The sequence below is a fragment of the Promicromonospora umidemergens genome (genome assembly GCF_024171995.1).
Taxonomy (GTDB): Bacteria; Actinomycetota; Actinomycetes; order Actinomycetales; family Cellulomonadaceae; genus Promicromonospora; species Promicromonospora umidemergens.
Genome location: NZ_JAMTCT010000026.1, coordinates 1 through 23,388 on the forward strand (window position 1 = coordinate 1; position 23,388 = coordinate 23,388).

21 protein-coding genes are annotated in these 23,388 nt (G+C 66.9%); 10 read left to right on the plus strand and 11 right to left on the minus strand.

Going from position 1 to position 23,388, the window contains the following annotated elements; genetic code table 11:
* Positions 1-28: 28 nt before the first annotated feature.
* A complete protein-coding gene (locus tag APR04_RS31170; protein WP_308292396.1) occupies positions 29-577 on the minus strand; it encodes a transposase in 549 nt (182 codons plus the stop codon).
* Positions 578-876: 299 nt separating this feature from the next.
* Between APR04_RS31170 and APR04_RS26250 the strand changes: the two genes are divergently transcribed.
* From APR04_RS26250 to APR04_RS26270, 5 genes are all read left to right on the plus strand, one after another.
* Positions 877-1,341, plus strand: coding sequence for a hypothetical protein (locus APR04_RS26250; protein WP_253876538.1), 465 nt, complete (start codon positions 877-879; stop codon positions 1,339-1,341).
* Positions 1,338-2,120: a hypothetical protein gene (locus APR04_RS26255; RefSeq protein WP_253876540.1), complete on the plus strand. Its 783-nt coding sequence runs from the start codon at positions 1,338-1,340 to the stop codon at positions 2,118-2,120. The genes APR04_RS26250 and APR04_RS26255 overlap by 4 nt, the downstream gene beginning before the upstream one ends.
* A 249-nt stretch (positions 2,121-2,369) precedes the next feature.
* Entirely contained in the window at positions 2,370-2,531 is a 162-nt protein-coding gene (locus APR04_RS26260; RefSeq protein ID WP_253876542.1) for a hypothetical protein, read from the plus strand.
* Positions 2,528-3,199 (plus strand): phosphotransferase-like protein, encoded by a 672-nt coding sequence (locus tag APR04_RS26265; protein WP_253876544.1) that lies wholly within the window; start codon positions 2,528-2,530, stop codon positions 3,197-3,199. Before APR04_RS26260 ends, APR04_RS26265 begins: the two co-directional genes overlap by 4 nt.
* 405 nt (positions 3,200-3,604) lie before the next feature.
* Positions 3,605-5,197, plus strand: a complete 1,593-nt coding sequence (locus APR04_RS26270; protein WP_253876546.1) for a molybdopterin-dependent oxidoreductase — start codon at positions 3,605-3,607, stop codon at positions 5,195-5,197.
* A 282-nt stretch (positions 5,198-5,479) separates the two neighbouring features.
* On the opposite strand, the gene APR04_RS26275 is transcribed toward APR04_RS26270, so the two are convergent.
* Positions 5,480-5,857 (minus strand): MerR family transcriptional regulator, encoded by a 378-nt coding sequence (locus APR04_RS26275; RefSeq protein WP_253876548.1) that lies wholly within the window; start codon positions 5,855-5,857, stop codon positions 5,480-5,482.
* A gap of 26 nt (positions 5,858-5,883) precedes the next feature.
* Here APR04_RS26275 and APR04_RS26280 point away from each other — a divergent pair, with 26 nt between their 5' ends.
* A complete protein-coding gene (locus APR04_RS26280; protein WP_253876550.1) occupies positions 5,884-6,687 on the plus strand; it encodes an aminotransferase class IV family protein in 804 nt (267 codons plus the stop codon).
* A gap of 15 nt (positions 6,688-6,702) precedes the next feature.
* Here the strand turns inward: APR04_RS26280 and APR04_RS26285 are convergent, their stop codons facing one another.
* Positions 6,703-7,041: a YciI family protein gene (locus tag APR04_RS26285; protein ID WP_253876552.1), complete on the minus strand. Its 339-nt coding sequence runs from the start codon at positions 7,039-7,041 to the stop codon at positions 6,703-6,705.
* A 112-nt stretch (positions 7,042-7,153) separates the two neighbouring features.
* Between APR04_RS26285 and APR04_RS26290 the strand changes: the two genes are divergently transcribed.
* Positions 7,154-8,074 carry a phosphotransferase family protein gene (locus tag APR04_RS26290; protein ID WP_253876554.1) on the plus strand — a complete coding sequence of 307 codons (921 nt, stop codon included), beginning with the start codon at positions 7,154-7,156 and terminating at the stop codon, positions 8,072-8,074.
* A 3-nt stretch (positions 8,075-8,077) separates the two neighbouring features.
* Here the strand turns inward: APR04_RS26290 and APR04_RS26295 are convergent, their stop codons facing one another.
* The 4 genes from APR04_RS26295 to APR04_RS26310 form a co-directional block, all read right to left on the minus strand.
* Complete coding sequence (locus APR04_RS26295; protein ID WP_253876556.1) at positions 8,078-8,731, minus strand: class I SAM-dependent DNA methyltransferase; 654 nt, start codon at positions 8,729-8,731, stop codon at positions 8,078-8,080.
* Positions 8,728-9,186, minus strand: coding sequence for a hypothetical protein (locus tag APR04_RS26300; RefSeq protein WP_253876558.1), 459 nt, complete (start codon positions 9,184-9,186; stop codon positions 8,728-8,730). The genes APR04_RS26295 and APR04_RS26300 overlap by 4 nt, the downstream gene beginning before the upstream one ends.
* A gap of 109 nt (positions 9,187-9,295) precedes the next feature.
* Positions 9,296-9,610 (minus strand): helix-turn-helix domain-containing protein, encoded by a 315-nt coding sequence (locus APR04_RS26305; RefSeq protein ID WP_253876561.1) that lies wholly within the window; start codon positions 9,608-9,610, stop codon positions 9,296-9,298.
* Positions 9,607-10,881, minus strand: a complete 1,275-nt coding sequence (locus APR04_RS26310) for an ATP-binding protein (RefSeq protein WP_301313026.1) — start codon at positions 10,879-10,881, stop codon at positions 9,607-9,609. The genes APR04_RS26305 and APR04_RS26310 overlap by 4 nt, the downstream gene beginning before the upstream one ends.
* A 212-nt stretch (positions 10,882-11,093) precedes the next feature.
* Between APR04_RS26310 and APR04_RS26315 the strand changes: the two genes are divergently transcribed.
* Positions 11,094-11,468 carry a nuclear transport factor 2 family protein gene (locus APR04_RS26315; RefSeq protein ID WP_253876563.1) on the plus strand — a complete coding sequence of 125 codons (375 nt, stop codon included), beginning with the start codon at positions 11,094-11,096 and terminating at the stop codon, positions 11,466-11,468.
* A gap of 7 nt (positions 11,469-11,475) precedes the next feature.
* Here APR04_RS26315 and APR04_RS26320 read toward each other — a convergent pair whose 3' ends face one another.
* Both APR04_RS26320 and APR04_RS26325 read right to left on the minus strand, forming a co-directional pair.
* Positions 11,476-12,582, minus strand: a complete 1,107-nt coding sequence (locus tag APR04_RS26320; RefSeq protein WP_253876691.1) for a N(5)-(carboxyethyl)ornithine synthase — start codon at positions 12,580-12,582, stop codon at positions 11,476-11,478.
* 297 nt (positions 12,583-12,879) lie between these two features.
* On the minus strand, positions 12,880-13,248 hold the full coding sequence (locus APR04_RS26325; RefSeq protein WP_253876565.1) for a LysR family transcriptional regulator: 369 nt from the start codon (positions 13,246-13,248) through the stop codon (positions 12,880-12,882).
* Positions 13,249-13,490: 242 nt separating this feature from the next.
* On the opposite strand from APR04_RS26325, the gene APR04_RS26330 reads away from it, so the two are divergent.
* Both APR04_RS26330 and APR04_RS26335 read left to right on the plus strand, forming a co-directional pair.
* Positions 13,491-20,789, plus strand: coding sequence for a polymorphic toxin-type HINT domain-containing protein (locus tag APR04_RS26330; RefSeq protein ID WP_253876567.1), 7,299 nt, complete (start codon positions 13,491-13,493; stop codon positions 20,787-20,789).
* A gap of 94 nt (positions 20,790-20,883) precedes the next feature.
* On the plus strand, positions 20,884-21,345 hold the full coding sequence (locus APR04_RS26335) for a hypothetical protein (protein ID WP_253876569.1): 462 nt from the start codon (positions 20,884-20,886) through the stop codon (positions 21,343-21,345).
* Between the two features lie 84 nt (positions 21,346-21,429).
* Here the strand turns inward: APR04_RS26335 and APR04_RS26340 are convergent, their stop codons facing one another.
* Positions 21,430-22,506 carry an IS110 family RNA-guided transposase gene (locus APR04_RS26340; RefSeq protein ID WP_372496176.1) on the minus strand — a complete coding sequence of 359 codons (1,077 nt, stop codon included), beginning with the start codon at positions 22,504-22,506 and terminating at the stop codon, positions 21,430-21,432.
* Positions 22,507-22,809: 303 nt separating this feature from the next.
* Positions 22,810-23,340, minus strand: coding sequence for a transposase family protein (locus tag APR04_RS26345; protein ID WP_253876573.1), 531 nt, complete (start codon positions 23,338-23,340; stop codon positions 22,810-22,812).
* Between the last annotated feature and the right edge of the window lie 48 nt (positions 23,341-23,388).

The following is a 23,388-nucleotide window of genomic DNA, read 5'->3' on the forward strand; positions in this document are numbered from 1 at the left end:
TCCATGCAACCACTGAAAATGTGCGACCTCACGTCGCACAGGCCGTCGCTTTTCCCAGGAACTCGTTCTCGGCGCGTAGCTCACGCACCTCGGCCTCGAGCTGCTTCAATCGGGCACGTTCGGAAACGCTCAACTCCGGCTCGGTGGTCGGGGGCTGCTTCTTGTACGCGTTCACCCAGTTCCGCAGAGTCTGCTGCACCACACCATTCTCACGCGCTACCTGCGCGATAGTGCGTGAGCTCCGGATCACTTCCTGGACGCACGCGTCCCTGAACTCCGGTGAATACTTCTGTTCCGCCAACGGGCCATTCCTTCCAGTCAATCCCAAGAATTGTATCTTGGGGCCAACTGTCCGAGAACCGTAGGGCGCCTCACGGCCGTCTCGGTCGACCTGCAGATGGGCGATGCCGTCGTCAAGCGTGCCGCGCCTGACGACACGATCGGTCTGGTCGACGAACGGCGTTCTTTTCGGGTCCTCGCGGCGTCCATGCGCAGCGTGACAGGGCAATGAGGTACCCGCCGTCGGGCAACGGCTGGACGAATACTGACTCGACGGACAGAGGCGTGACCACGACACGCGCTGGGTGGAGGTCCGAGACAGTGTAAGGAGCAACGGTGCGGGCTGGCTCTTCCAGGTCGCGCCGTGCCCCCGGCACCGCTTTGCGGGTGCCCTCTCGCTCTCCAGCCCACATGGCGACGGGGCTCTTTTGGACCCATGCCCACGGAGACGAGGGTTCCGAACCCGCTCGGTGGTACGAGCGCACCAACACGTCGCAACCTGTACTCGGTGTCCTTGGGTCGCTTCTTCGTCACGAGGTCGGAGCGTAGCCCCGACGGGTGGCTCGACCTTGGCCTGATTGCTGGCAGGATGCGCCCATGATCGCGGCCCTGGACCGAGACGACGTCGCGGGGCGAGAGTGGGACTTCCTCGCGACCGACCGGGACGGATCCGTCGCGCTCATTACCAGCGCTGGATACGGCCCGATCCCTGAGGCCGTTCTGAGTCACGGAAAGTCTGTCGAAGAAGTCGTTGCTGGCTTGCCGACGCAGTTGCCCGTGATCGGCGAATCACTCGATCGGAGGAACCAAGACCCCTCCGGTGACTACTCGGACTGGTTCGAAGCGAGCAGGCGCGGCCTGTACACCTACGACTGGCACGTCCACGGCGGTCCGTACGAACAAGTCTCGGCACCCTCGGTGGAATTGCGGGCCGGTGATCTCACCCCAGAGATCGGCTATGCCGCGAGCCTGCTGCGGCTCCCAGTCCTGTTCGCCGAGACCGCGCAGCTCTTGCTCGACGAACGGACGACCGAGCCGTTCATGAAGGGGATGCCGGCATGATCGAGATCGACATCTTCACCGATCTGGTTGAAGTCGACGCCGACGGAATCGGGCGGGTTCAGGCGAACCGGAGTCTGCCGCACGTCGAGGCCGGAGCTTTGCTGGTGGCCGGTCGGCCGGACGGCTGGTCGTGGGTGCGAGTCCTGGAGGTCGGCAAGCAGTTCGTGACGTTCTCGCTCCTCTCCGAGAAGGAAGCAGCGAAGGAGCCTCGCGTCGGACCGTGCAACGGCCGCACTGAGTGGCCCTGGCCTCGTGTTCCATGGCTCCGTGTCGAGGAGTACTCGCACGTCGCTCTCGATCAAGGCACGTACATGTGGGTCAGTCACGTGCAGTTCTCCCTCGATCCAGACCTTGACGACCGTGCATTGCTCGCCGCACTGATGTCCTCGCGCTTCTATTCCTACGGGTACGGATCGCCGTACGATTTCGGCGGGGAAGCCAGCGTCGACGGAACTCCTGTCCATGGCCCGTGGCGTGCCGAGGCGCTCACGCCCGAGATGCTCGTCCTCGCCACGGCGGCCGAAGCGCGCAGTACGGTCCACAGCTGGATGGATGACGAACTGACGGAGCCGCCCATGTCGGCCCGTTCCCACGAACGCGTGGAGCAGTTGCTGTCGCGGACGCTGGACCGTGGCACGGTCTATCGCCTCGATGGCCCCAAGGACGTCGGACAGGATCTGTGGTCCTACAGCGGTGTGAGCATGACGAACTTCCATGAGTTCGTCGCGATCGACCGTGAGCGTGAGTCCATTCACCTGGTCGTCGCTTCGGACGACTAACTCTTGACAGCCTGTGAGGTGCCGGGTCGTGACAGAGTCGAACAGGTAGCCTCAGCGTGGAGCAGGCGCGAGTCCTGCTCCTCGACAATCACGACAGCCCGTCGCAGTCCCAGCTACTGCCCTCGTGGTAGCGGCGCACCCGGCCCGATTCCCCCACGGTTCCCCCAGGGCGCCAAGCCAACCGGCGAACCACGAGGTCAGGGCCACATGACACGCTTCAACGTCTGAGCGCCTACGTACGATGGTCCTATGAGCGCCAGTCGAGACGAACTGATCGACTTGATCGCCGGTATGCCTGAAGATCAGACGCGAGGCGCGAGTGAGATCGCCATGTTCGATCGGCGTCGCTTTCCGGCGATCACACCGAAGTCCGGCGGGCACTGCACCCTGCTCCCCGAGACGGTGCCGTGAGCAATCGCGGGACCTCCGACCCGACCATGCCGACACATGATGGCCCCGCAACAGAACGGCCGCGTGACGGTGGCCGGCTGATTGCGCTGTGTGGAACGTCGAGCGTCGGCAAGTCAACGGTTGCCGGGTTGCTTCAGGAGTTACTTCCCCACCCGCACCTCGTCGTCGGGCTCGACCACTTCTTCAGCATGTTCCCTCACCACTGGGCGGGCCACCCACGAGGTCCGGGGTCGGGCTTCTGGTACGAAGACACGACCGACTCGGACGGGGGTCAGAGAACTCGGATCAGGTACGGCGAGGCCGGCGAGCGTCTGTTGACGGGCATGCGAGCAGCCGTCGTGGCGATGCTCGATCACGGCAACGACGTGATCCTCGACGAGATGCCGATCAATGACTCGATCATTCCCGCATGGAAGCGTGACCTCGGTGCGCGTCCGTCCTTGTGGGTTCGGCTCGTTGCTCCGCTCGACGTCGTGGAGGCGCGTGAAGCATCGCGAGAGCGTGGCAAGCACCCCGGCAATGCACGGGGCCACTTCGCGAGTGGCGTGTCGGAAGCGTACGACCTCACCATTGACACCTCGACCGCACCTCCGCGCCGGTTGGCCGAGGGGTTGGCGGCTGATGTTCTTCGGTGGCGGAACTCGGTGGAGTTCCGGTTCAACGTGTAGCCGGATCGTCCGAGGCTCAGGGTAAGAAGTAGTACTCCCGAGGTGACCGCCATAGCGGAGGAGTGCCCCAGTCGGTCGAGCAGCGCTCAGCGACGCAGCCGATGGGCCGCGTGGTCCTTGTACTCCGAGCCGACCAGCCCACCGGCCCTGTGGCCAGGCCATTCACAAGACAGGCCGTAGGGTCAGCGCGCGAAGCTGGGCAACTCGCACTGACCCATCCTGATTGTCTACCGCTCCGAACCTTCTAGGTGCTACTCAGGCGGCAGCTTGCCGCCAGCACAAAGGAGGATCGGCTATGCGTACGTCAAGAATCGCTCTCTTCGCTGCCGCAGCGCCCCCGGCGAGCCTGCCATTGGTAGCTGCGCCGGCCGGCGCGGCAACGAGCAACGAGCTCACGCTCAGCGCATGACACAGGCAACTGAGGGCCCCGCGGCACCGTCGGGCGAGCGCTCTCCGGGCGGCGCGGGCTGGGCCACCCTCGCGGGCGTGCTCGCCGGAGGTGCCGGGCTGGCCGTCGCGGAACTCGTTGCCGCGGTCGTCGCACCCGGTGCCAGCACGCTGTTCGCAGGCGGCGCCGCCGTGGTCGACGCCGTTCCGCCATGGCTAAAGGATGTTGCCGTGGAGTGGTTCGGCACCAACGACAAGGCCGTGCTGCTCGCCACGATGGGTGTGGTGCTGGCCCTGGGGGCGGCACTCGCGGGGTGGCTGGAGCTGCGCCGCCCGCCGACAGGCGCGGTGCTGATGGGAGTCGTCGGCGTCGTCGGGGTCGTGGTGGCGCTGCTGCGCCCGAGCGCGACGCCGCTGTGGGCGCTGCCCAGCGCCATCGGGCTGGGCGCCGCGGTGCTCCTGCTGCGTGCCGCCGTGGCGCGGCTACGGCCTGCGCCGGGGCGGAGCGAGGTCTCGGCGAGCGATACGCCGGGCGGCGCCGTGAACCGGCGTGGCTTCCTGGCCGTATCGGGCATCACCGTGGGTGTCGCGGTGCTCGCGCTGGCCGGCTCGCGCGTGCTGTCGATGGGCTCGACCGCGGTCAGCGCCGTGCGGGAGAAGCTCCGCCTGCCCACCGCGCGCACGCCGGCGCCGCCGGTACCCGCCGGGGCAGACCTGAAGCTTGACGACCTGGCGCCGTACGTCACCCCGAACTCGGACTTCTACCGCATCGACACCGCGCTGATCGTGCCGCAGGTGAGCCCGCAGGACTGGTCGCTGGAGGTCCGTGGTCTGGTGGACGAGCCCTTCACGCTCACCTGGGACGAGCTCATGGAGCTGCCGATGGAGGAGCACTACGTCACTCTCTCGTGCGTGAGCAACGCGGTGGGCGGCGACCTGGTCGGCAACGCTCTCTGGCTCGGCTACCCGATCCGCGCGCTGCTGGAGCGCGCCAAGCCCCGCGCAGGTGCCGACATGGTGCTCTCCACGAGCGACGACGGCTTCACCGCGGGCACGCCGCTGGATGTGCTCCAGGACGCGGACCGCGAGTGCCTGCTGGCGATCGGTATGAACGGCGAGCCGCTGCCCGAGGAGCACGGCTTCCCCGCGCGGCTGGTGGTGCCCGGCCTGTACGGGTACGTCTCGGCCACCAAGTGGGTCACCTCGCTGGAAGTGACCACCTTCGACGCCGACGAGGGCTACTGGACGCCGCGCGGCTGGTCCGCACTGGGGCCGATCAAGATCGCGTCGCGCATCGACGTGCCGCGCTTGTCCGCGCCCCCGTCCGCCGGCGCCGTCACCGTCGCGGGCGTCGCCTGGGCGCAGCACACCGGCATCAGCAAGGTCGAGGTCCGGGCCGACGGCGGGGACTGGGTCACCGCCGAGCTCGCCGAGACAGTGGGGCCGGACACCTGGCGCCAGTGGCACACGTCGATCGATCTGGAGGCCGGCTACCACAGCCTCGCGGTGCGCGCCACGGACTCGGACGGACAGGTCCAGACCGAGACCAAGGCGCCGCCGGCTCCCAACGGCGCCTCGGGCTGGCAGACCGTCTCGATCACCGTGGAGTGACCCGGGGCGGTCCGGTCGCAGCCCGCGATCGGACTGCAGGCTGGCATGGGAGGACCGTACTGCAGTCGCTGTGCGGGGGAGCCGGCTCAAGCTTCTCAAGAGTGGGGTCGAGGAACTCCACGCGACCCGCGACGTACGTCGAGTGCCGTGGATGACAGCCTGCGCTCGAACCACGCCTCAGAGGTTGCGCTGTGCCGGAACTTGGTGGAGTTCCGCTTCAACGTGTAGATCCCAGGTCAAGCCGGCTATGAAGCGCCACAAACAGCTGACAGGGAGCGTAGATCACCCGCGCGAGGCGTCGATCAGCCCTTTGAGCGCATCACGGGTGCTGGTGAGCTCCGCTATGCGTCCGTCATAGGCGTGGAGGTGGTCTACGAGCAGCGGCACGGCGCACGGCTCGAGCCGGTCGGTGTCGTGGATGCAGCCGATGAGTTCGCGGATCGCCTCGATGGGCAGGCCCGCTGCGAGGAGACGACGGATGGAGCGGACCTGCTCGGCGACCGAGGGATCGAACAGGCGTTGGCCGGTCGAGGACCGGTGTGCCTCGATGAGGCCCCGGTTCTCGTAGTGCCGCAGCATCCGGGGCGTCGCTGACGTGAGCGCGGCAAGATCCCCGACACGAAGTGGCTGGTCCACGCCTGTGCGACTTGCCTCTGCCACTGGTGTCAACTCCTACCTTCGCTGCCATGACCATATCGATCACTCAGTTCAATAGTAGGTCGGCGGACGCGGCGGACCTCGCGCCGCTGGCCTTCTCCGGCTACGCCCACTTCACTGCGATGCAGGTCCGGGACGGTCGAGTCCGAGGCATGGACCTTCATCTGGCCCGTCTCCGCGACGCCAGTGACGAGCTCTTCGGGTGGCACCTGCCCGACGAGATGCTCCTGGAACGGTTGCACAGCGCCCTCGCGACAGCGCCATCCGACGTGTCGATGACGTGCTTCGTCACTTCACGGCCCGGAGAGTTTGCGTCGACGGGGGGCTCCGTAGACCTCGACGTCCTGGTCAAGATCACCGATCCCGCTGCGCCGCCTACGGGCCCGCTCTCCCTCGACGTCGTCGAACACGAGCGGCATCTGCCACATGTCAAGCACGTCGGCGAGGTCTCCAAGACCCTTCTGCTCCGGCGTGCGAACGAGCGCGGCTTCGACGATGCCGCGTTCACCGACCGCTCGGGACGACTCAGCGAAGCGACGATCTGGAACCTGGCCTTCTGGGACGGGGAATCTGTGATCTGGCCTCGTGCCGAGATCCTCGCCGGCGTCACGATGCAGATCCTGGACCGCCGCCTCCGCGCGCTCAGCATCCCGCAGCAGACGCGTGATGTACCTTGCGACGAACTCGGAGGGCACTTCTCTGCCGTGGTGATGAACTCGTGGACGCCCGGCATCTCGATCGCACGGATCGGCGACACACCCCTTGGTCAGGACGCCGAGTTCGTGCGCCTTCTGCATTCGGCTCACGATGACGAGCCGCTGGAATCGGTGTGACAACGACGGATGGCTTCATCCGATCCGTCGGACTTCCTGGGGCCAGCCGCACGCCAAGGCTAGTTTGCCGGCCCACATCTTCGCCGCCTCGTCGTCGGCGACATGCACGATGGTCAGCCCGCCCAGGAACTCCTTGGTCGCGATGAATGGCCCGTCAGTGATCTGGAGCGTGCCGCTCGTCGCGTCGGCGCTGAAGGCCTTGTCGATGTCTTCCAGCCCACCGGCGAACACATAGACGCCGGCGTCCTTCATCTCCTCTACGACCGCATTGGCGAGCGGGCCGCGGCTGACGACCCACTCGTCGCTGTGGTCACCCACCCACTGCTGGTTGAAGTAGATGATGTACTGGTTCATGGCTGCCCTTCGGATCAGTGGCGCACGGCCGCGCAACATACCCACGACAAAAATACGCCGATGCGGCACCTTGGTATGACTCGTGCGGCTCGACGCCTCTAGCCTCGCTGACATGAGCGCCATTCACCCAGACCAAGTGCTGCGGACGCTTGGGCTTCATGCCGCCGACAGTGCTGACGCCCCTACGGGAGGGATGTCGGGATCCACCCTCACCCGGGCAGTCACCGACGACGGTGCACCAGTGATCGTGAAGGTGAGTGGTTTCAACTCCGACGCGGCGCGCGACCAGGCCTACCGTGAGCTGGCGGTATATACAGAGATCGCTCCAGAGCAGGCGATCCCGACACCACGGTTGATCGCCGACCACCGCGCTACTACGTGGACAGCTATTGCCCTCGCGTGGCACGATCCTGCGCCTCCCGCCCCGGCGTGGAGCGCTGATGAGTGGAGCGTATTCGCGAGGGCGCTGGGGCGCCTGCACCGCGACGTGCGGCGAGTGCCGGCCATCTTTCACCGAAAGCGCTCGACGCCTACCGATCCGCAGGGAGGCCTTAAGTCTTTCGCCGAGCGGCTCTGGCACGGTCCCGGGGATCCTGAACGAATCCGTACGGTCCTGAACGATCTTGAACTGCTGGAGGGAGGAGCGCGCTCCGGGCCGGTGTCGTTCGTCCACGGCGACTGCCATATCGGAAACGTCCTCACTGCGGACCGGCAGTTCATGCTCGTGGACTGGCAGTCCGCGCGGGTCGGACCGTCGGCAGCGGATCTCGCCTTCACGTTCACCCGCGCTGTCCCGACGGGAGCTGCCATACCCCGCGACCACACCATTGCCGCCTATTGCGACGAGGTAGGAGTAGACGTCGCACGAACGGATCAGCAGATCACCGCCCACCAGATCCTGACCCTGGTCCGGCAGTACCCCGAATATGCTGGTTTCCTCGACCAGGTAGAAGTGGACCGCCTCCGCAACGAACTCGATGAACTTCTCGGCAGGTGGAGAAGTGGCGGAGGCCGCGGGTCGTTGACCCGGTGAGCCTCAGGCGGGCGCCTTGCGCGTCAGGACGTGCGTCTGTGGGAAGCCACGGACGGGGTCCTCGCGCGGCGCGATGGTCAGGCGTGCGACCTCCTCGACGCCGGTCTGCCGGAGCAGACTGAGAACATGGTCGGCCGAGTACCGCCAGGCGGGGGAGACCTTGTGGTCGAAGGCCTCGGCAGTTCCCTCGGTGTCGGCCAGCGCCTGGAACGACACCAGCAGATGGCCGCCGGGTGCCAGGACCCGGCTGAGCTCCCCGAGCAACGCGGGCAGCACGTCCGGCGGTGTGTGGATGATCGAGTAGTTCGCCAGCACCCCGGCGAGGCTGCCTGTCGCGATGTCGAGCGCGCCCATGTCGCCGACGTCGAACCGGAGGTCCGGGTTGGCTTCGCGGGCCGCCGCTATCAGCTGGGGTGAGAGGTCGATGCCGAAGGCGTCGACGCCCCGGTCTCGCAGGTAGGCGGTCACGTGCCCGGGTCCGCAGCCGACGTCGGCGACGGTCCCGCCGCCGGACTGCTGGACCAGGTCGGCAAAGGCCTGGACCAGCACATGGTTCAGGGGGCTGCCGGTGAACGCGTCCCCGATGAACGCGGCGTAGGCCTGCGCCATGGCGTCGTAGTCGGTGCGGACCGTTGGGAGGTGCTCGAAGCACGTCACGAAGCCCGCCTCTGCGCGATGAAGCTCGCGTTGTACAGCCACGCGAGCACGAACATCGCCGCGAAGGCCACCGCGGCGCACAGGAGGGCGAGCCCGCCCCGGCCCGTGACCACGAGGGCGAAAGACGCGGCGATGAGCGCGATGAAGACCACGCCCACTGCGATCAGGATGGCCCATCCTCGGCGACCGGGCGGACGCGACATGGCGACGCCGCTCGTCCGCTCGCGGAGGGACTCGAGCGCAACGAGCGCCATCGTGCCAAGGGCCATCACGACCGTGAACTGCCCCACGGAGCCGATTGCCGGAGCCCAGACCATGATCGCGGCGAGGAGCGCGACGGCCAGGTAATACCAAGCGTTGGTCCGTGTGACCTCGCGGACGAGCGCACGCCGATCGTCAGCGATCCCGGCGAGGGCGACGTCGGCCGATGGCGGCCCTGTGCTTTCGCTTTCCATGGTGGAAACTCTTGCAGGCCTGCTCCGGCCGGTCCACAGGGTTGCACGCCTCGGGAATGATCTTCGCCCTGGTCTGCCGGCGGTCCACAAGGACGTGGTGAGACGATCGTCAGCCGTGCTGGTCCGTGCGCCGGTAGACCGTCCCGGACCGCCCAATCCCACCAAGCAGCTCCACCGCCCCTGCGTCGCGGAGCCGTGCGACGGCATAGCGCACCTGACGCTCTGACAGCCCGCCGATGTCGGCAAGAGCCTTGATGCCGAGCGGGCCGTCGGCGAGGAGGCTGAGGACTACCTCGCTGTTCTTCGTGCGGGTGGCGGGCATCACCGAGCGCAGGTTCTGATCCGCTGACGGCGCCAGCTCGTACGTCCGGCCGCGTCCGTCTCCGAGGGGCTCTGCGAGCTGGCGTTCCGCGAGATCGGTCAAGAGCGAGCGGCATGTGTGGAGTCCATCGGGAACCTGTCACGGAACGAGCGGTTCGTCCACGACGTACCGTGCCGCATCAGCGCCAGGACGTGCCGCTGCGTGTCGGAGAGCCCGCGGGCTTCCGGGAGGGCGGCCAGCCATGCAATGTCGTCCTGGTCGAGCAGTGCGTGGTCGGGCACGATTGCGGTGAAGCGGATGCCGGCGTCGATGAAATGGGGCGGTGTCATCCCGGCCCGGTTCAGCGACTGTCGGACGGCGGCGATTCCCGACCCGATGCCTTCGATCACGCGGCGTCCATCGGGCGTGCGGACGTCTTTGCAGATGTCGTACAAGCTCTGGTTCCGAGCACTGCCACCGGTTCCAGCGCCGAGCTGCTCGACGGTAAGCCCATGGAGGCCCCCTGGGTTCGCGATGACGAGTCGGTCGTGCCGCAGCGTCATCGTGACGCGGGTGCTCAGGGCGTGGGGGCCGAGGTCGCGGTGGACGAGTGCGTTGGCAACGAGCTCACGCACTGCTTCCGCTGGGTACTCCGGCTCGTCCCGTCCGTGTCCGTCGGCGCCGAACCGCACGCGGGTCCTGGTGTTGCGCTGGACCCAGGCGACGGCCTGATCGAGCAGCTCGGCCAGAGGGCCGTCGAGATGTGCGACGTCAGCACTGCGCGTTCCCACCGGATCGTTGGGGCGAGACGCGACGCTCGCAGTGATCGCCAGCGTCGGGTACTGCGTCTGTGGGTATGCGCCGAGCGCGTAGAGGCCCGCGAGGGTCGGGGTGTCGTCGCGCGTGACGACTCGAGTGTGCCGCAGGACGTCGTCGTCCAGATCGCTCCGCCTCGCGCCCTCGGCCGGAGCCTGGTCGTGGCGGGCTACGCCGCGGTTCGCCACGAATCCTTGGCGCTCGAGCGCGGAGAGGGGATAGTCACCGTCGTAGGACCGTAGGTAGGCATGCCCCGTTGCGGTGGCCTCGCAAGGTTTGTCCGTCGTGGGCAGCTCCCGCACCCGGGCGAGGACGACAGTGCGTCCCTCGACGACGTCGGTTACGAACGACATCCGGAGCGGCGGAGCGACTGCCTGGCGTGCTTGTGCGGCCAGGCGGCTCTGCGCATCCGCGGCGTCGTAGACGCCGACGGCCTCAAATCCGGCTCGCTCGTCGAGGCCAAGGACCACCACGCCTCCGCCGGGCATGTTTCCGAACGCCGAGAGCGTCGGCGCGAGGTCCTGGGGGTAGCCCTGGTGCGCAGCGTTCGCTTCGATGTGCTGACGTCGCTTCCTCAGCCCGTAGCAGGTCGACGACGTCTTCGACGCTCAAACTTACACTTTCCATCAGTCAAATATGCAATATTTGTGACCCAGCTGTGTCAATCGTCAATCTACGCGGTGGACGTGGCAGTCCTGCAACGTGCGGTGCCGAGCCTCGGCCGGTGCTCGGCGCCTGAACTGCTCGGAGAACTAGCTCAGGTCCTCGCCGCCGATGGGATAGTGACCGGATGCGCGATCACGACACGCAGTTCTTCATCGACCTCGAGTCCGGAGTCTGGGACGCCCTCGCCAGTGGCGATGCGGGCGCCGATCGTGCGCTGCTGTCCGCAGACTTCGTCGGGGTGTATCCGACCGGCTTCGCCGACAGGGCAGGCCATGCCGACGAGCTGTCCGAGGGGCCGACCGTCGCGTCGTACTCCATCACGGACGCGCGCCTGATCGACGTCGCCGCGGATGCGGTGATGCTGTGCTATCGCGCTGAGTACCAGCGGCCAGGCAGCCATGAAGACGAAACGATGTTCATCAGCTCGCTCTGGTGCCGGCGTGACGGCCGCTGGCTGAACACGTTCAGCCAGGACTCGCCCGCTGCCCCGGTCGAGTAGGAGAACCTCAGGCGGTCAGAGCGTGCGGATAGACCGGCTCGCGATCCTGAAAGCTCAGGATGCTCGGGTTCTGGATCACGCCGTCGTGGATCTCGATCGCGCGGGAGATGGTGAGGTCCTTCGCCCACGAAGCCGGTCCTTCCATGACGGTGCGCAGGAACGGCAGGATCGCCTCGCTGACCTCCCACGTCGCCGAGTTCCACAGGTACGACGGGGTGTGGTCGACGGCGTAGTAGTGGACCCCTTGACCGACGGTGAACATCGGCTCGTCGAACGTGGTGGGCCGCGCCCACTCGAAACCCATCCCCAGGTCACACGAGACGTCGACGATCAGGCTTCCCGAGGCGAACCGCTTCAGGTCCTCGGTCCGCAGGTAGGTCAACGGTTCGGCGACATCCTGGAGCGTGCAGTTGACGACGATGTCGTGCGAGGCCAGGAAGTCGGGGAGCAGGACGTTGCCGGCCTCTGTGCGGACCTCGCTGAGGTGGGTCGCGCCGCCGTCGGTGTTGAGCTGGGTGATGTGAGCGGTGTGGATCGGCGAGCCGACCGCCGCGACACCACGCTGCGTGAGGACCTGGATGTCGTGGATCCCGTGGGCCTTGAGCGCGGTCACGGCACCTCGCGCCGTCGCGCCGAAGCCGATGACGACCGCGCTGAGCCGGGGGCCGTAGTCACCGGTCGAGCCGACCAGGCCCAGCGCGTGCAGTACGGAGCAGTAGCCGGCGAGCTCGTTGTTCTTGTGGAACACGTGCAGGCTGAAGTCGCCGCGCTGGGTCCAGTGGTTCATCGCCTCGAAGGCGATCAGCGTGAGCCGCCTGTCGATGGCCGTCTGCGTCATGCCGGAATCTTGGACGCAGTGCGGCCAGCCCCACAGGACGCGGCCCTCGGGTATCGCCGCCACGTCCGCCGCTTGCGGCTTGGGCAGCAGCAGCACGTCAGCTGACTCGAGCACCTCGGAGCGCTCCGCGACCCGGCCCACGCGCGACTCGAGGTACCCGGGTTCCAGCTGGAAGTCGGAGCCGTAGCCGCGCTCGACGATCATCCGTGCGCGCATGTCCGGGTCGATCCGGTCCAGGTGATGGGGGTGGATCGGCAGGCGCCGCTCGTTCTCCATCGAGGAGCCCGCAAGCAGCCCGAGATTGAGCAGGTCGGTGTTCGGCGAGGAACTGCTCGACGGCACTGTCGGGACAGCAAGGGGCGGGTGAGTGACGTCGGCCATCGGGATTCCCGTTCATTGGGGAACCAAGGTCAGCTCCTGCTGCGACTATACGCCGATATCCGACGAGTAATGACCGAGTGCTCTGAGCTCTGTTCAGTCCGCTTTGAGAACGCGATCTGGCATGGTTTGGCGTCCCGGAGCATGCCAGATCGCGTTCTCGAAGCGGACCAGCGTTGGGGTGCCCGCGAGGGGTCAGGCGGCGCTCTCCTGGTCCCTGTTCTTGGCGCCGAGGATGAGCGGTCGGATTTCCCAGACGTCGATGCGCGCCTGGTCGCGCAGGAGCTCGAGCGTGGGTTCGGCCTTCTCTGCGCGCCGGTAGATCATCGTCAGAACGGTGAGGAACGCGCGTGCCCAGAACACGAACCGGGTTCCCCAGGGGGTCAGGTGCACGCCTGGGGCGCCATGGTTGCGTTTGAAGAGTCTCTGGCCCAGCTCGGTCTCAACGTGCTCGACGTGCCGGGAGACGGTGGCCTGGGACCGTCTGAGGGCAGCGGCGGCACCCTTGAACGACTCTTCCTTGGCGATGACGATCACGGTCACGACGGGTTCGATCTGCAGCACGACAGTTCCCCCTGCGTTGGTCGAGGCCGCGACGCCTCGGGCGGATGAAAACGTAACGGCTGAACCGGTGCCGTTGGCACGTTTGTCCATGATTTCGGCGCGATTTCACCCGAGCGATTGCGAGATTCGGAATCGCTCTTGTGGGACAACCTGGACATGCGCTGTGCTCTGCGAGTCCGTCTGGTCCGATCCTGGAGCTCACCGTGCTCGTAGTTTCGTCCGCGCGTCATACCTGGCTGCGTTTGCCCGTAGCTGCTTCTGCGACGGTGGCGCTGGTCGCCACCATGCTGGTGTCCGCGCCGCCCGCGACCGCGGACGTCGATGCCGGAGCCACTGCTGTCGAGAAGGTGGATCCCACGACGGGGGCGCCGGTCTCGGAGAACGAGGGCGTGTGGGACACGGTCGCCGGCTGGTTCACCGACGACGCCCCGGATCTGGAGCCCGCTCCTAGCCGTGGCGACCTGCCCGAGCTCCAGGCCGAGTCCTGGGACGTCGAGCCTGCGACCGCCGACGCCGCGCCCGCGGTCGACGCCCCGGCGGCGGTGCACGCTACCGGTGCGGACCTGGTCTGGGAGCCGGGCGGGGATGGTGAGGTCTCCGAGTTCCAGGTTCACCGGTCGGTGACCCCGGGCTTCGAGCCCGGCCCGTCCACGATGGTCGCCCCGGTCGATCCCGGTACGACGTCGTTCACCGACACGTCGATCTTGCCGGTCGCCTCGACCGGTGACGGCGCCGGTGAGCCGCGTGAGGTCTACTACGAGATCGTCACCAAGGGTCAGGACGGCACGCTGACCTCGTCGGACGAGCGGGCCGCGACGGTGCCGACGGCAGGTCTGGTCACCACGGCCGACCAGACCAGCGTTGATGGGGACTCGCCTGGGGTGTACGTCCCGGGGCTCCCGTCGCGGTTGGGCGTGGGCGAGGCGACGACGGTCGACGTCGTGGTGGCGAACACTACCGACACCGCCTGGACCGCCGCCGACACCGTGGTCTCCCACGAGTGGACCCTGCCCGGACAGGACCCGGACGGCACCGGCCTGGTGACGGTGCCGCTGCCGAGCGACCTGGCGCCGGGGGAGTCCGTGACGCTGCCCGTCGAGGTGACCGCTCCGGACTCGATCCGGACGAACGCCGTGGCGGGGTACCGGTTGGTGTGGGGTGTGCAGGCCACCACCCCCGCCGCGGCCGCTGAGATGGGAGCCTCGACCAAGGCGGTCAAGGAGACCACCGGCACAGCCGAAGGCGTATCGGTGCGAGCCGTGGAGGCCGGAGTCGCAGCGATCGACCTGGTCGACCTCCTGGCACCCGTGGTGCTGGAGCTGGTGATCGACGAGCCCACGTCCAGCCTCCTGGGTGCGGAGGACTTCTACTCCTACAGCGGGAAGAACACCGGCGCCGGCTCAGCAGTGCTGACGAACCTGGCGCTGGGTAACGCGACGTGGAACTACGCCCCGATCTCCAATCCCGGACGTGGCTTTACCGCGTTCACCAGCTTCTCGTACAACTCGATGGACGCCGCGGACACGGGTATGGGGGTGGGCTGGTCGGCACAGATCGCCGCGCCCCAGCGGCTGGGCCTGCCTCTGGCGTACGACAAGATCCTGGCACCGGACGAGGTGTTCCTCTCCGACGGCGACGGCACCGGCCACGCCTTCCTGTGGAACGACGAGACCGACGAGTACGAATCCCCGCCGGGAGTGAACCTCCAGCTCTCCTACAAGCCCGGGAGCGACTGCCACCTGCTGGGCGATCTGCTGGGTGACCCGGCCGACGACGCGTGGACGCTGCTGCGCCCCGACGGGACCCGGTTCATCTTTGACTGCGAGGGGTACGTCCGTCAGGCGGTCGACCGCAACGGCAACACCCAGACGTTCCACTACATCGAGCGTGGTGGGCTGCTCGGCATCGGCTCCAAGACCCTGCTGGTGAAGGTGACCGACCCGGATGGTCGGGAGGTCCTCACGGTGGACTACTACGAGGCCGGTGAGGCGTACGAGTACGTCAACGCTTCCGGTGACCTGGTCACCGGGTCGCGGTTGTCGGATCTGGAGATCATCGACCACCTCAAGTCCGTCACGGACGTCTCCGGCCGCACGGTCAAGATCGTGTATGACCGGGACGGGTTGCTGCGCCGCATGGTCGACGGCGACGGCGCGACCGACGGTGCCGGTGAATCCATCGCCAAGACGTTCCAGTTCGCGTACGACCACGACACCCTTCTCGGCGAGGCACGCCTGGTGGGCGTCACCGACCCGCGCGGCGGAGCGACGGAGATCGACTACGCGGTCCCTGGTGAGCCGGACACTGGCTACGGGGAGCGGTGGCAGGTTGAACGCATCACGGACCGGCTCGACCACACCACGCAGTTCGACTACTGGTGGGACGACCGCGAGGACGCCCCCGACCGGGTGGGTGCCCGGGTCACGGACGCCAGCGGGAACGCGGCGGAGTATGTGCACGATCTCAAGGGCCGGGCCCTCGAGGTTACGAACGCATTGGACCAGACCACGACCCTGACGTGGGACCCGAACAACAACGTCTCGCGCCTGACCGAGGCCAACGGCGCCGTCGCGGCCTTCTGTTATGACCCGAAGACCGGATACCCGATCTGGGAACGAGACCCGGTCCAGAACGCCGCCCACGGGGTCCCCGCCGTCGAGGACTGCCAGCCCGGGCAGGACCCGACCACGGCGCCCGAGGGTGCGCAGGTGGTGGAGTACCAGACCTGGGAGGACGGGTACGTCGCCGACGCCTGGCGCACCACCAGCCCGGCGGGCCGGTCGTACGAGTTCGGGATCGATGCGGCGGGGAACCTGCTTTCGGTGACCGACCCCAAGGGCGTCGCTACTGCGACGGAGGGTGACTACACGACGTCGTACACCTACGACTCCCACGGGCAGATGCTCACCCTGACCGACCCGAACGGCAACACCACCCGGTACCGGGACTACACGCCGGTGGGTTACCCGGTCACCGAGGAGGACGCCGCCGGCGGGATCATCACGACCGAGTACGACGAGCGGGGGCAGGTCACTCGGGTCCTGGCACCTGAGGACGCCGATGGTGACCGCGCCGAGACCACGCAGACCTATGACGTGTTCGGCCGGCCGGTCTCCGGTACCGCTCTGAAGGATGCCGCCTCTGGCGAGACGATCTCCACCGGGACGATCGTGTACGACCCGAACGACAACATCATCCGTTCGACGGCGCCGAACGGTGCGGTGAGCACCGCGACCTTCGACGGTGCCGACCAGGTCGTGGCCGCGTCCGCACCGCGGGACGAGGACGCGGACTCGGCCGACGGCCTCGGGCCTGAGCGGGTCACGACCTACACGTACGACCCGGTGGGGAAACTGGTCACCACGACCGAGCCGAACGGCACGCTGACCGACGGTGACGCGTCGGACTACGTGACCCGGAACGCGTACGACGACATCTACCAGCTGGTCGCGGTCCAGAACGCGCTTGGCAGCCGGATCGAGTACGACTACGACGAGGTCGGCAACGTCATCGAGACCCGCGACCCGAAGACGGTCGCGTCGGCCGACCCGGACGACTTCACCACCCGGGTGGAGTACGACCTGAACTATCAGCCGGTCGCCACGACCGACGCCGCGGGCACCCGCACGACGTCCACGTATGACGCCGATGGGCTGGTAGCCAGCTCGACCGACGCGCTCGGGCACACCAGCTATATGACCTACGACGAGCGTGGCGCGACCGTGGAGACCCGCACCCCCTACACCGGGAGCGGTGAGGCGGCGACGTACCGGACCACGCGGTTCGAGTACGACCAGGTCGGCAACCAGACGCGCGTGGTCACCCCCCGGGGCGTGGCCACCAGCAACCCGGACGACTTCGCCGCCCGGACGGCCTACGACGTGCTGAACCGGCCCGTGCGCCAGTACCAGCCCTACGACCCCGCCGACGACCGGTACAACGACCCGGACGTGTATACCGAGACCCGGTACGACGGCGCCGGGAACGTGGTCGCCACGAGCCTGCCTGCCTCGGACGGGCAGGAGATACGGCCCACCACGAGGTTCGAGTACTTCGAGACCGGGTGGATCAAGTCCTCCCGCGACCCGCACGGCATCACGACCGCCTACGACTACAACGACCTGGGCCAGCAGACCGCTCGGACGCTGACCAGCGCGTCCGGGGATGCCACCCGGACGATGACCTGGGGTTACCACCCCGACGGCAAGCAGGCCTCGATGGCCGACGACGGCGTCCCGGTCGGTCGGAACGTCACCCTGGTCGACAACTCCGACGCCCCGCACACCACCGCGGTCGGTGACTGGCAGACCGGCTCGGCCGACGGGCAGCAGGGCATCGACCACACCACCCACCCGGCCGTGCCCGAGCCGGAAGATCCTGGTGAGTGCGACCCGGAGACGCCGGAGTGCGGGGACCCGGTTGAGTGTGACCCGGAGACGACCGAGTGCGAAGGCGAAAACCCGGCCGAACCTGTTGAGGACGAGCAAGGGTCGTTCACGTGGCAGGTCGACGTGCCGGCCGACGGCACCTACGACGTGTACGTCACTTTCCCGCAGGTGGCGGACGCCGCCACGGACGCGCAGTACACCCTGATCCACGGCGACCCCGGCGCCGCCGAGGGCTCCCCGGACGCGGAGGTCACCGAACCGGCGGTGGTGATCGACCAGACGCAGTCTGCCGGTACCTGGCAGCAGGCCGGAACCGTCGAGCTGACGAAGGGCGAGGCGACCCGCCTGGCGCTGGCGGTCTCGGCGACCGGGGTAGTGGTCGCTGACGCGGTCAAGATCGTGCGGGACAACTCCGCCGACGAGGATGCGCAGCAGAAGACGTTCACGTATTCCTATGACGCGAACGGCGCGATGACCGGCATCGCCGACGACTCGATCGGCGCGGCCGTGCCGTCGTACGAGATGGCCTACGACCAGCTCGGCCAGATCGCCTCGGTGACCGAGCACCCCGCCGGTGGCCCGGTGACCACGACCTACGACTACGACGTCAACGGGCTGCCCGTCGAGGTGGCTCACCCCGACCAGAGTTCGCAGTACTCCTACGATCTGCGCAACCTGGTCGAGACGGTCACGGTGACGGACGCGGTCGGGCAGAACGCCGGCCAGGCGCTGACCACCACCTACGCCCACGACACCCGCGGGATGACCGCCACTCAGACCAAGGGCAACGGGAACGTGGTGTCCTACGGGTACAACCCCGACGGGTCCCTGGTCTCGTTGCGTGAGGAGAACTCCGCCGGGACGCTGGTCGCCTCCCATGAGTACGCGTACGACCGCAACGGCAACCAGGTCACCGACGCGGGCGTCAAGCAGGACGCGGACGACCCGGGCGCGTACCTGAATTCGACCATCGAGTACTCCTATGACCCGGCCGAGCGGATCGCGGCGAAGGTCAAGTCCGGGCACGCGGCGAGCAGCGAGTCCTACGTCCACGACGCGAACGCGAACGTCGTGGAGCAAGTCCTCGCCGGCGAGAGCACGACCTACGCGTACGACCGTAACCGTATGCAGTCGGCGACCACCGTCGGGCAGACGACGGAGCCGGGCCGGGTGTCGTTCAGCTACGACCCGTTCGGCAGGCAGGTCGCTGCTCGCGCGGACGGTGACGTGATCTCCCGTACCGGCTATGACGGGTTCGACCACGTGGTCCGGTCCGAGCAGCCGGGCGCGGACGGGGAGCTGCAGGCCACGACCTACGCGTACGACCCGCTGGACCGCACCACCTCCCAGTCCACGGGCGGGGTGACCACGGACTTCACCTACCTCGGGCTGTCCGGCACGGTGCTGACCGAAGACGTGGCCGGGCAGCTGGCCAAGTCCTACCAGTACTCCCCGTGGGGAAGTCGCCTGTCGCAGGTCACCCATCCTGGCGCCAACAACGGCGGTGACGCTGGGGAAGCCCAGCCGGTCGGGACGGTGTACTACGGGTACAACGCCCGTGGTGACGTGGAGACCCTGACCGATGAGCAGGGTCAGGCGGTCGCGACGTACGGGTATACCGCCTACGGCAAGGCCGACGCTTCGGAGTTCACGGGTCTGGACAAGCCGGGTACGGATCAGGACGGCGACCCGGAGTTCGGGACCAGCACGTTCAACGCGTATCGGTACTCCGGGATGCGTTGGCAGGCGGGGTCGGGCAGCTATGACATGGGGTTCCGTGACTACAGCCCGGGCCTGAACCGGTTCACGACCCGGGACACGTACAACGGTGCCCTGGCTGACCAGAGCCTCGGCTCGGATCCCTACACCGGCAACCGGTACGCGTTCGGTGGCGGCAACCCGATCAGCAATGTCGATCTGGACGGGCATGAGCCGCGTGCTTGGCACGAGGAAGGTGTCGGGTTCAGCGATCTGAATCTTGATACCGAGAATCGTGAGCACGATGGTGCGCCGACCGTGCTCGGCAAGAAGGACGGGACCACCCCGCGGCCTGCTGACGGGCCTTCGCAGGCTGAGGTGGCTGACGCGCAAGCCACCCTGGACAAGTCCGTGACCGATGTCGCTCTGGATCTGGGTTGGGATCTGCTCAAGGACTTCGTCGGTTACAACGACCTGATGGGGTGCTTGGACTCCGATGTGATGTCCTGCCTCACTCTTGCTGCGGGGATCACTCCGTGGGGTAAGGGCCTGAAGGCGATCAAGGCGCTCTACCGAATCGTCGATGGCGCAATCGACTTCTACCGTCAGCAGAAAGCCGCCCGCAAGGTCATCGAAGCGGCGGGTGCGGCCTGTAGGACACCGAACAGCTTTGTGCCTGGGACGCTGGTGCTGCTTGCGGACGGGACCCGGAAGCCGATCGAAGATGTCGAGATCGGCGATGTCGTGATGGCGGCCAGCGAAGAGACCGGTGAAGTTACCGACGGTCGTGCCGTCACGGCGCTGATCACCGGCGATGGTGAGAAGACTCTTGTGACGGTCACCGTGGCCGGCGCGGATGGTGATGAGCAGAGCATTGTCGCGACCGACGAGCACCCGTTCTGGTTGCCTGCCCAGACGAAGTGGGTAAACGCGATCGACCTCGTCGCAGGTGACTGGCTCCAGACCAGCGCCGGCACCTGGGTTCAGGTCACCGCACTCGACGTCGAGGTCCGACCAGCGGTCGTACACAACCTCACCGTCGCGACCGACCACACGTACTACGTTCTGGCGGGGGCCACGCCGGTCCTGGTTCACAATTCGAACTGCTCCAGTAACGCCAAGATTCTTGGCGACAATCTCGTAGCTTCTGGAGTGACTCGGCCAGGAGAGACTGCTGCACATCACATTGTGGCGAGCACCTCGCCGAAGGCGGCAGCGGCACGACAGCAGCTTGCGAACTTCGGAATCGACATCAACGATGCGAGTAATGGCGTGTTCTTGCCGCGCGGGTCGGCATCGGTTAATCCATCTAATGCATCAGTACATTCGCGAATCCATACGAATGAATACTACGCCAATGTAAACGACCTGATTGGCGGCGCGAGAAGTGCTAGTGAAGCCCGAGATGTTCTAGGCCATGTGCGAAGGCAGTTACAGGGCGGGTATTGGCCATAGAGGAGGGTGTAGCCTGGCTGCAGTGCGGACGCGTACCTGCGAGCTGCTCTGCGCGACGGCGGTAGGAATCTTGAAGTGGGCCACGGAGGAAGCGATGCGGCAGCCGATCGACTCTGCGCTTAGCGTGGCGCAAGGCATTGTTGACCAGCTTGGATCGAGGCGAGGGTTTCCAACTGCTGAGCAAGTGATCTCGGTTGTCCACACCTTCGAGCGGATTGAGTTCGACGTCCCGAGCAGTGCTGACTCCGATGGATTCCTCTTTCAGTATGGCGAAGTGAACTGGTTTTCCGAGCCGGTGTTCGCGGTGGGATTCGTGCGCCAGATGGAGCTCGTCGACGATGAGGAGGATCACGAGGGGTACTCGCAGGTGCAGTTTGAATTTCGATACCGGGCTGATGCCGACCTGCGGTCGCTTGAAAGCCGTAGCTCCTGGTGGTTTCGTGACAGCGGAGCGCTGTTCGAAGAATGGATCGAATCGGTGAAACGTGATCCTATTTGGGGGGTAATTCGAGAGAAAATACCTCTCGAATTTGATGTCTCGCAGGAATTGCCCTGAATCTGAACGTTCAATTGTGCATCTTCTGTGCGCGGATCTGTGACGCTGGGCGGGATGTCGATATTAGAGACGCTTCTATGTTCGTCAAGCTGGGACGGCGAGGGCGTTTGTCCTGGTCAGTAGCTTGAAGATCTTGCGGGTGAGGTAGCGCTTGAGCTGGCGTCGGATCTCGCGGGTGGTCTTGCCCTCGGTAGTGCGTTTCTGCAGGTAGTTGCGGGTTTCGTCGTGGGTGCGCATGCGGACGAGAGTCGCGATGTGCAGTGCCTTGTTCAGTCGTCGGTCGCCGCCGCGGTCGAGACGGTGATGGTCGCTGCGGTTGCCAGAGGAGGCTGGGATCGGTGCGGTGCCGGCCAGGCGAGCGAACGCGGCTTCGGAGCGGACCCTGCCGGGGTGGGACCAGGCGGCCAGGATCACGGCGGCCGTGTAGGGGCCGATCCCTGGTTCCTCGAGCAGGTCAGGGGCGTGCTCGGTGACCAGGGTCCGCAGGGTGGTGTTGTTCTCTTTGAGCTGGGTGTCGAGCTCGCAGATGCGGGCCGCCAGGCGCACCGCCTCGGCGCGGGCGATCTGCTGGTCCAGGGCCTCCTCGCGGGCCCGCCAGGCTTTGACCGTCTTGATCTGAACGGTGGTGAGCGGGCCGCGGGCGTCGATGCCGAGGTCGTGAGTGCGCAGCAGCCCGGTCAGGGCGTTGACCTGGACTGTTCGGTCGCGAGAGAGGCGGTCGCGGGCGGTGGTCAGGACCTGCAGAGCGCCGGCGACCTGCCCGGCCCGGTGGTCACGCAGCTCGTCGGCGGGTAGCCCGAGCACGTCGCGGGCAGCGCGGTCCGCGTCCAGGGCGTCGGTCTTGGCCCGGCCCTTGCCCCGCACCGGTGTCAACGCCTCGACGACCCGATATCCGACGTTGGCGAGGTGGGCTGCGGCCAGGCGTCCGTAGGAGCCGGTGCCCTCCATGCTGATCAGCACCGCTTGCGGTGTGTCGACCGTCCGCCGTGCGATCCATGACGTGGCCCGGGCCAGGCCGGTCTGTGTGGTTGGGAACGTCTGCGCGTCGACGTGCGCTCCGGTCGTCGTCTCGATGATCGAGTACATGTGCTGGCGGGCGTGGGTGTCGACCCCGACGACGAAGAGGTAGGTCTGAGCGACGGTCGGGACTTCTGCGAGTATGGGCACTGCGATGTTCTCCCTTGCCTGGACGGACGTCGTTGCCGGCGTCGGCCTGGGTAGGAGTCACCGCGGGACATCACTGTCATGGGCCACGACCCGCGAAGGTCGGACATGCTTCTGATCAGGTCATCGAGGTGGGCCAGGCTGACGTCGGCTGCCCCGGCACGCGGACGAGTCTCTAACAGGAGCACACCGGGACGAGCTCGGTGGCCATGCGTTATTCGAGTCACGCGCGCAGGGCAGAACGACGCCAGCCTGACCAGCCAGTCCCAGACCAGCCACTCGAAAGACTGACAGCGTTATTCAGCCGGTCAGTCGGTAGCACTCGAGGTTGACGATCGCGTGGATGACCATTGGGAGTTCGGCCAGTCGCCCGCGGTAGCCGGTCGTGAGGATCTTCCACTGCTTGAGCAGCCCGATCGCTCGTTCGACCGGGGCGCGGAAGCTCGCGACGGCGCGGTTGAACGCGACGTCCTGGGGTGGGCGGGGCGCGTCCTTCGGCTTCTTCAGCGGGGTCCAGTCGGTGTGCCGGGCGTAGGCGCTGTCGCCGAACACGGCCGGTTGCGGATTCTGGTCGGTGGCGGCGCGGATCTGGTAGCCCCAGCCGACCAGGTCCAGGGCCACCGAGTCGTGGCGCCGGCCGGGCACGGGGTCCGAGACGTCGGCCAGGGTCCCGTCGGGCCACGCTGCGACCTGCACGTTGAGCGCCTGCTTGCGGTGTTTCCCGTTGAAGTTCTCCTTCCCGGTCACGGTGCGGTTCCCGGTCGGGACCGGGGTCCCGTCGATCAGGACCACGCCGGAGGCCAGCGCGTCGGCGAGCCGGGTGCGGTCCATCATCGTGACCATGCCCAGAATCGGCAGCAGGTAGTGCCTCGTGGGTGA

Bases quoted from the DNA above. Each gene is read 5' to 3' on its own strand.
- APR04_RS26285 (WP_253876552.1), bottom strand. From the start codon at position 7,041: ATGAACCAGTACATCATCTACTTCAACCAGCAGTGGGTGGGTGACCAC.
- APR04_RS26250 (WP_253876538.1), top strand. From the start codon at position 877: ATGATCGCGGCCCTGGACCGAGACGACGTCGCGGGGCGAGAGTGGGAC.
- APR04_RS26255 (WP_253876540.1), top strand. From the start codon at position 1,338: ATGATCGAGATCGACATCTTCACCGATCTGGTTGAAGTCGACGCCGAC.
- APR04_RS26260 (WP_253876542.1), top strand. From the start codon at position 2,370: ATGAGCGCCAGTCGAGACGAACTGATCGACTTGATCGCCGGTATGCCT.
- APR04_RS26315 (WP_253876563.1), top strand. From the start codon at position 11,094: ATGCGCGATCACGACACGCAGTTCTTCATCGACCTCGAGTCCGGAGTC.
- APR04_RS26300 (WP_253876558.1), bottom strand. From the start codon at position 9,186: ATGGAAAGCGAAAGCACAGGGCCGCCATCGGCCGACGTCGCCCTCGCC.
- APR04_RS26335 (WP_253876569.1), top strand. From the start codon at position 20,884: ATGCGGCAGCCGATCGACTCTGCGCTTAGCGTGGCGCAAGGCATTGTT.
- APR04_RS26320 (WP_253876691.1), bottom strand. From the start codon at position 12,582: ATGGAGAACGAGCGGCGCCTGCCGATCCACCCCCATCACCTGGACCGG.
- APR04_RS26290 (WP_253876554.1), top strand. From the start codon at position 7,154: ATGAGCGCCATTCACCCAGACCAAGTGCTGCGGACGCTTGGGCTTCAT.
- APR04_RS26280 (WP_253876550.1), top strand. From the start codon at position 5,884: ATGACCATATCGATCACTCAGTTCAATAGTAGGTCGGCGGACGCGGCG.
- APR04_RS26345 (WP_253876573.1), bottom strand. From the start codon at position 23,340: ATGGACCGCACCCGGCTCGCCGACGCGCTGGCCTCCGGCGTGGTCCTG.
- APR04_RS26270 (WP_253876546.1), top strand. From the start codon at position 3,605: ATGACACAGGCAACTGAGGGCCCCGCGGCACCGTCGGGCGAGCGCTCT.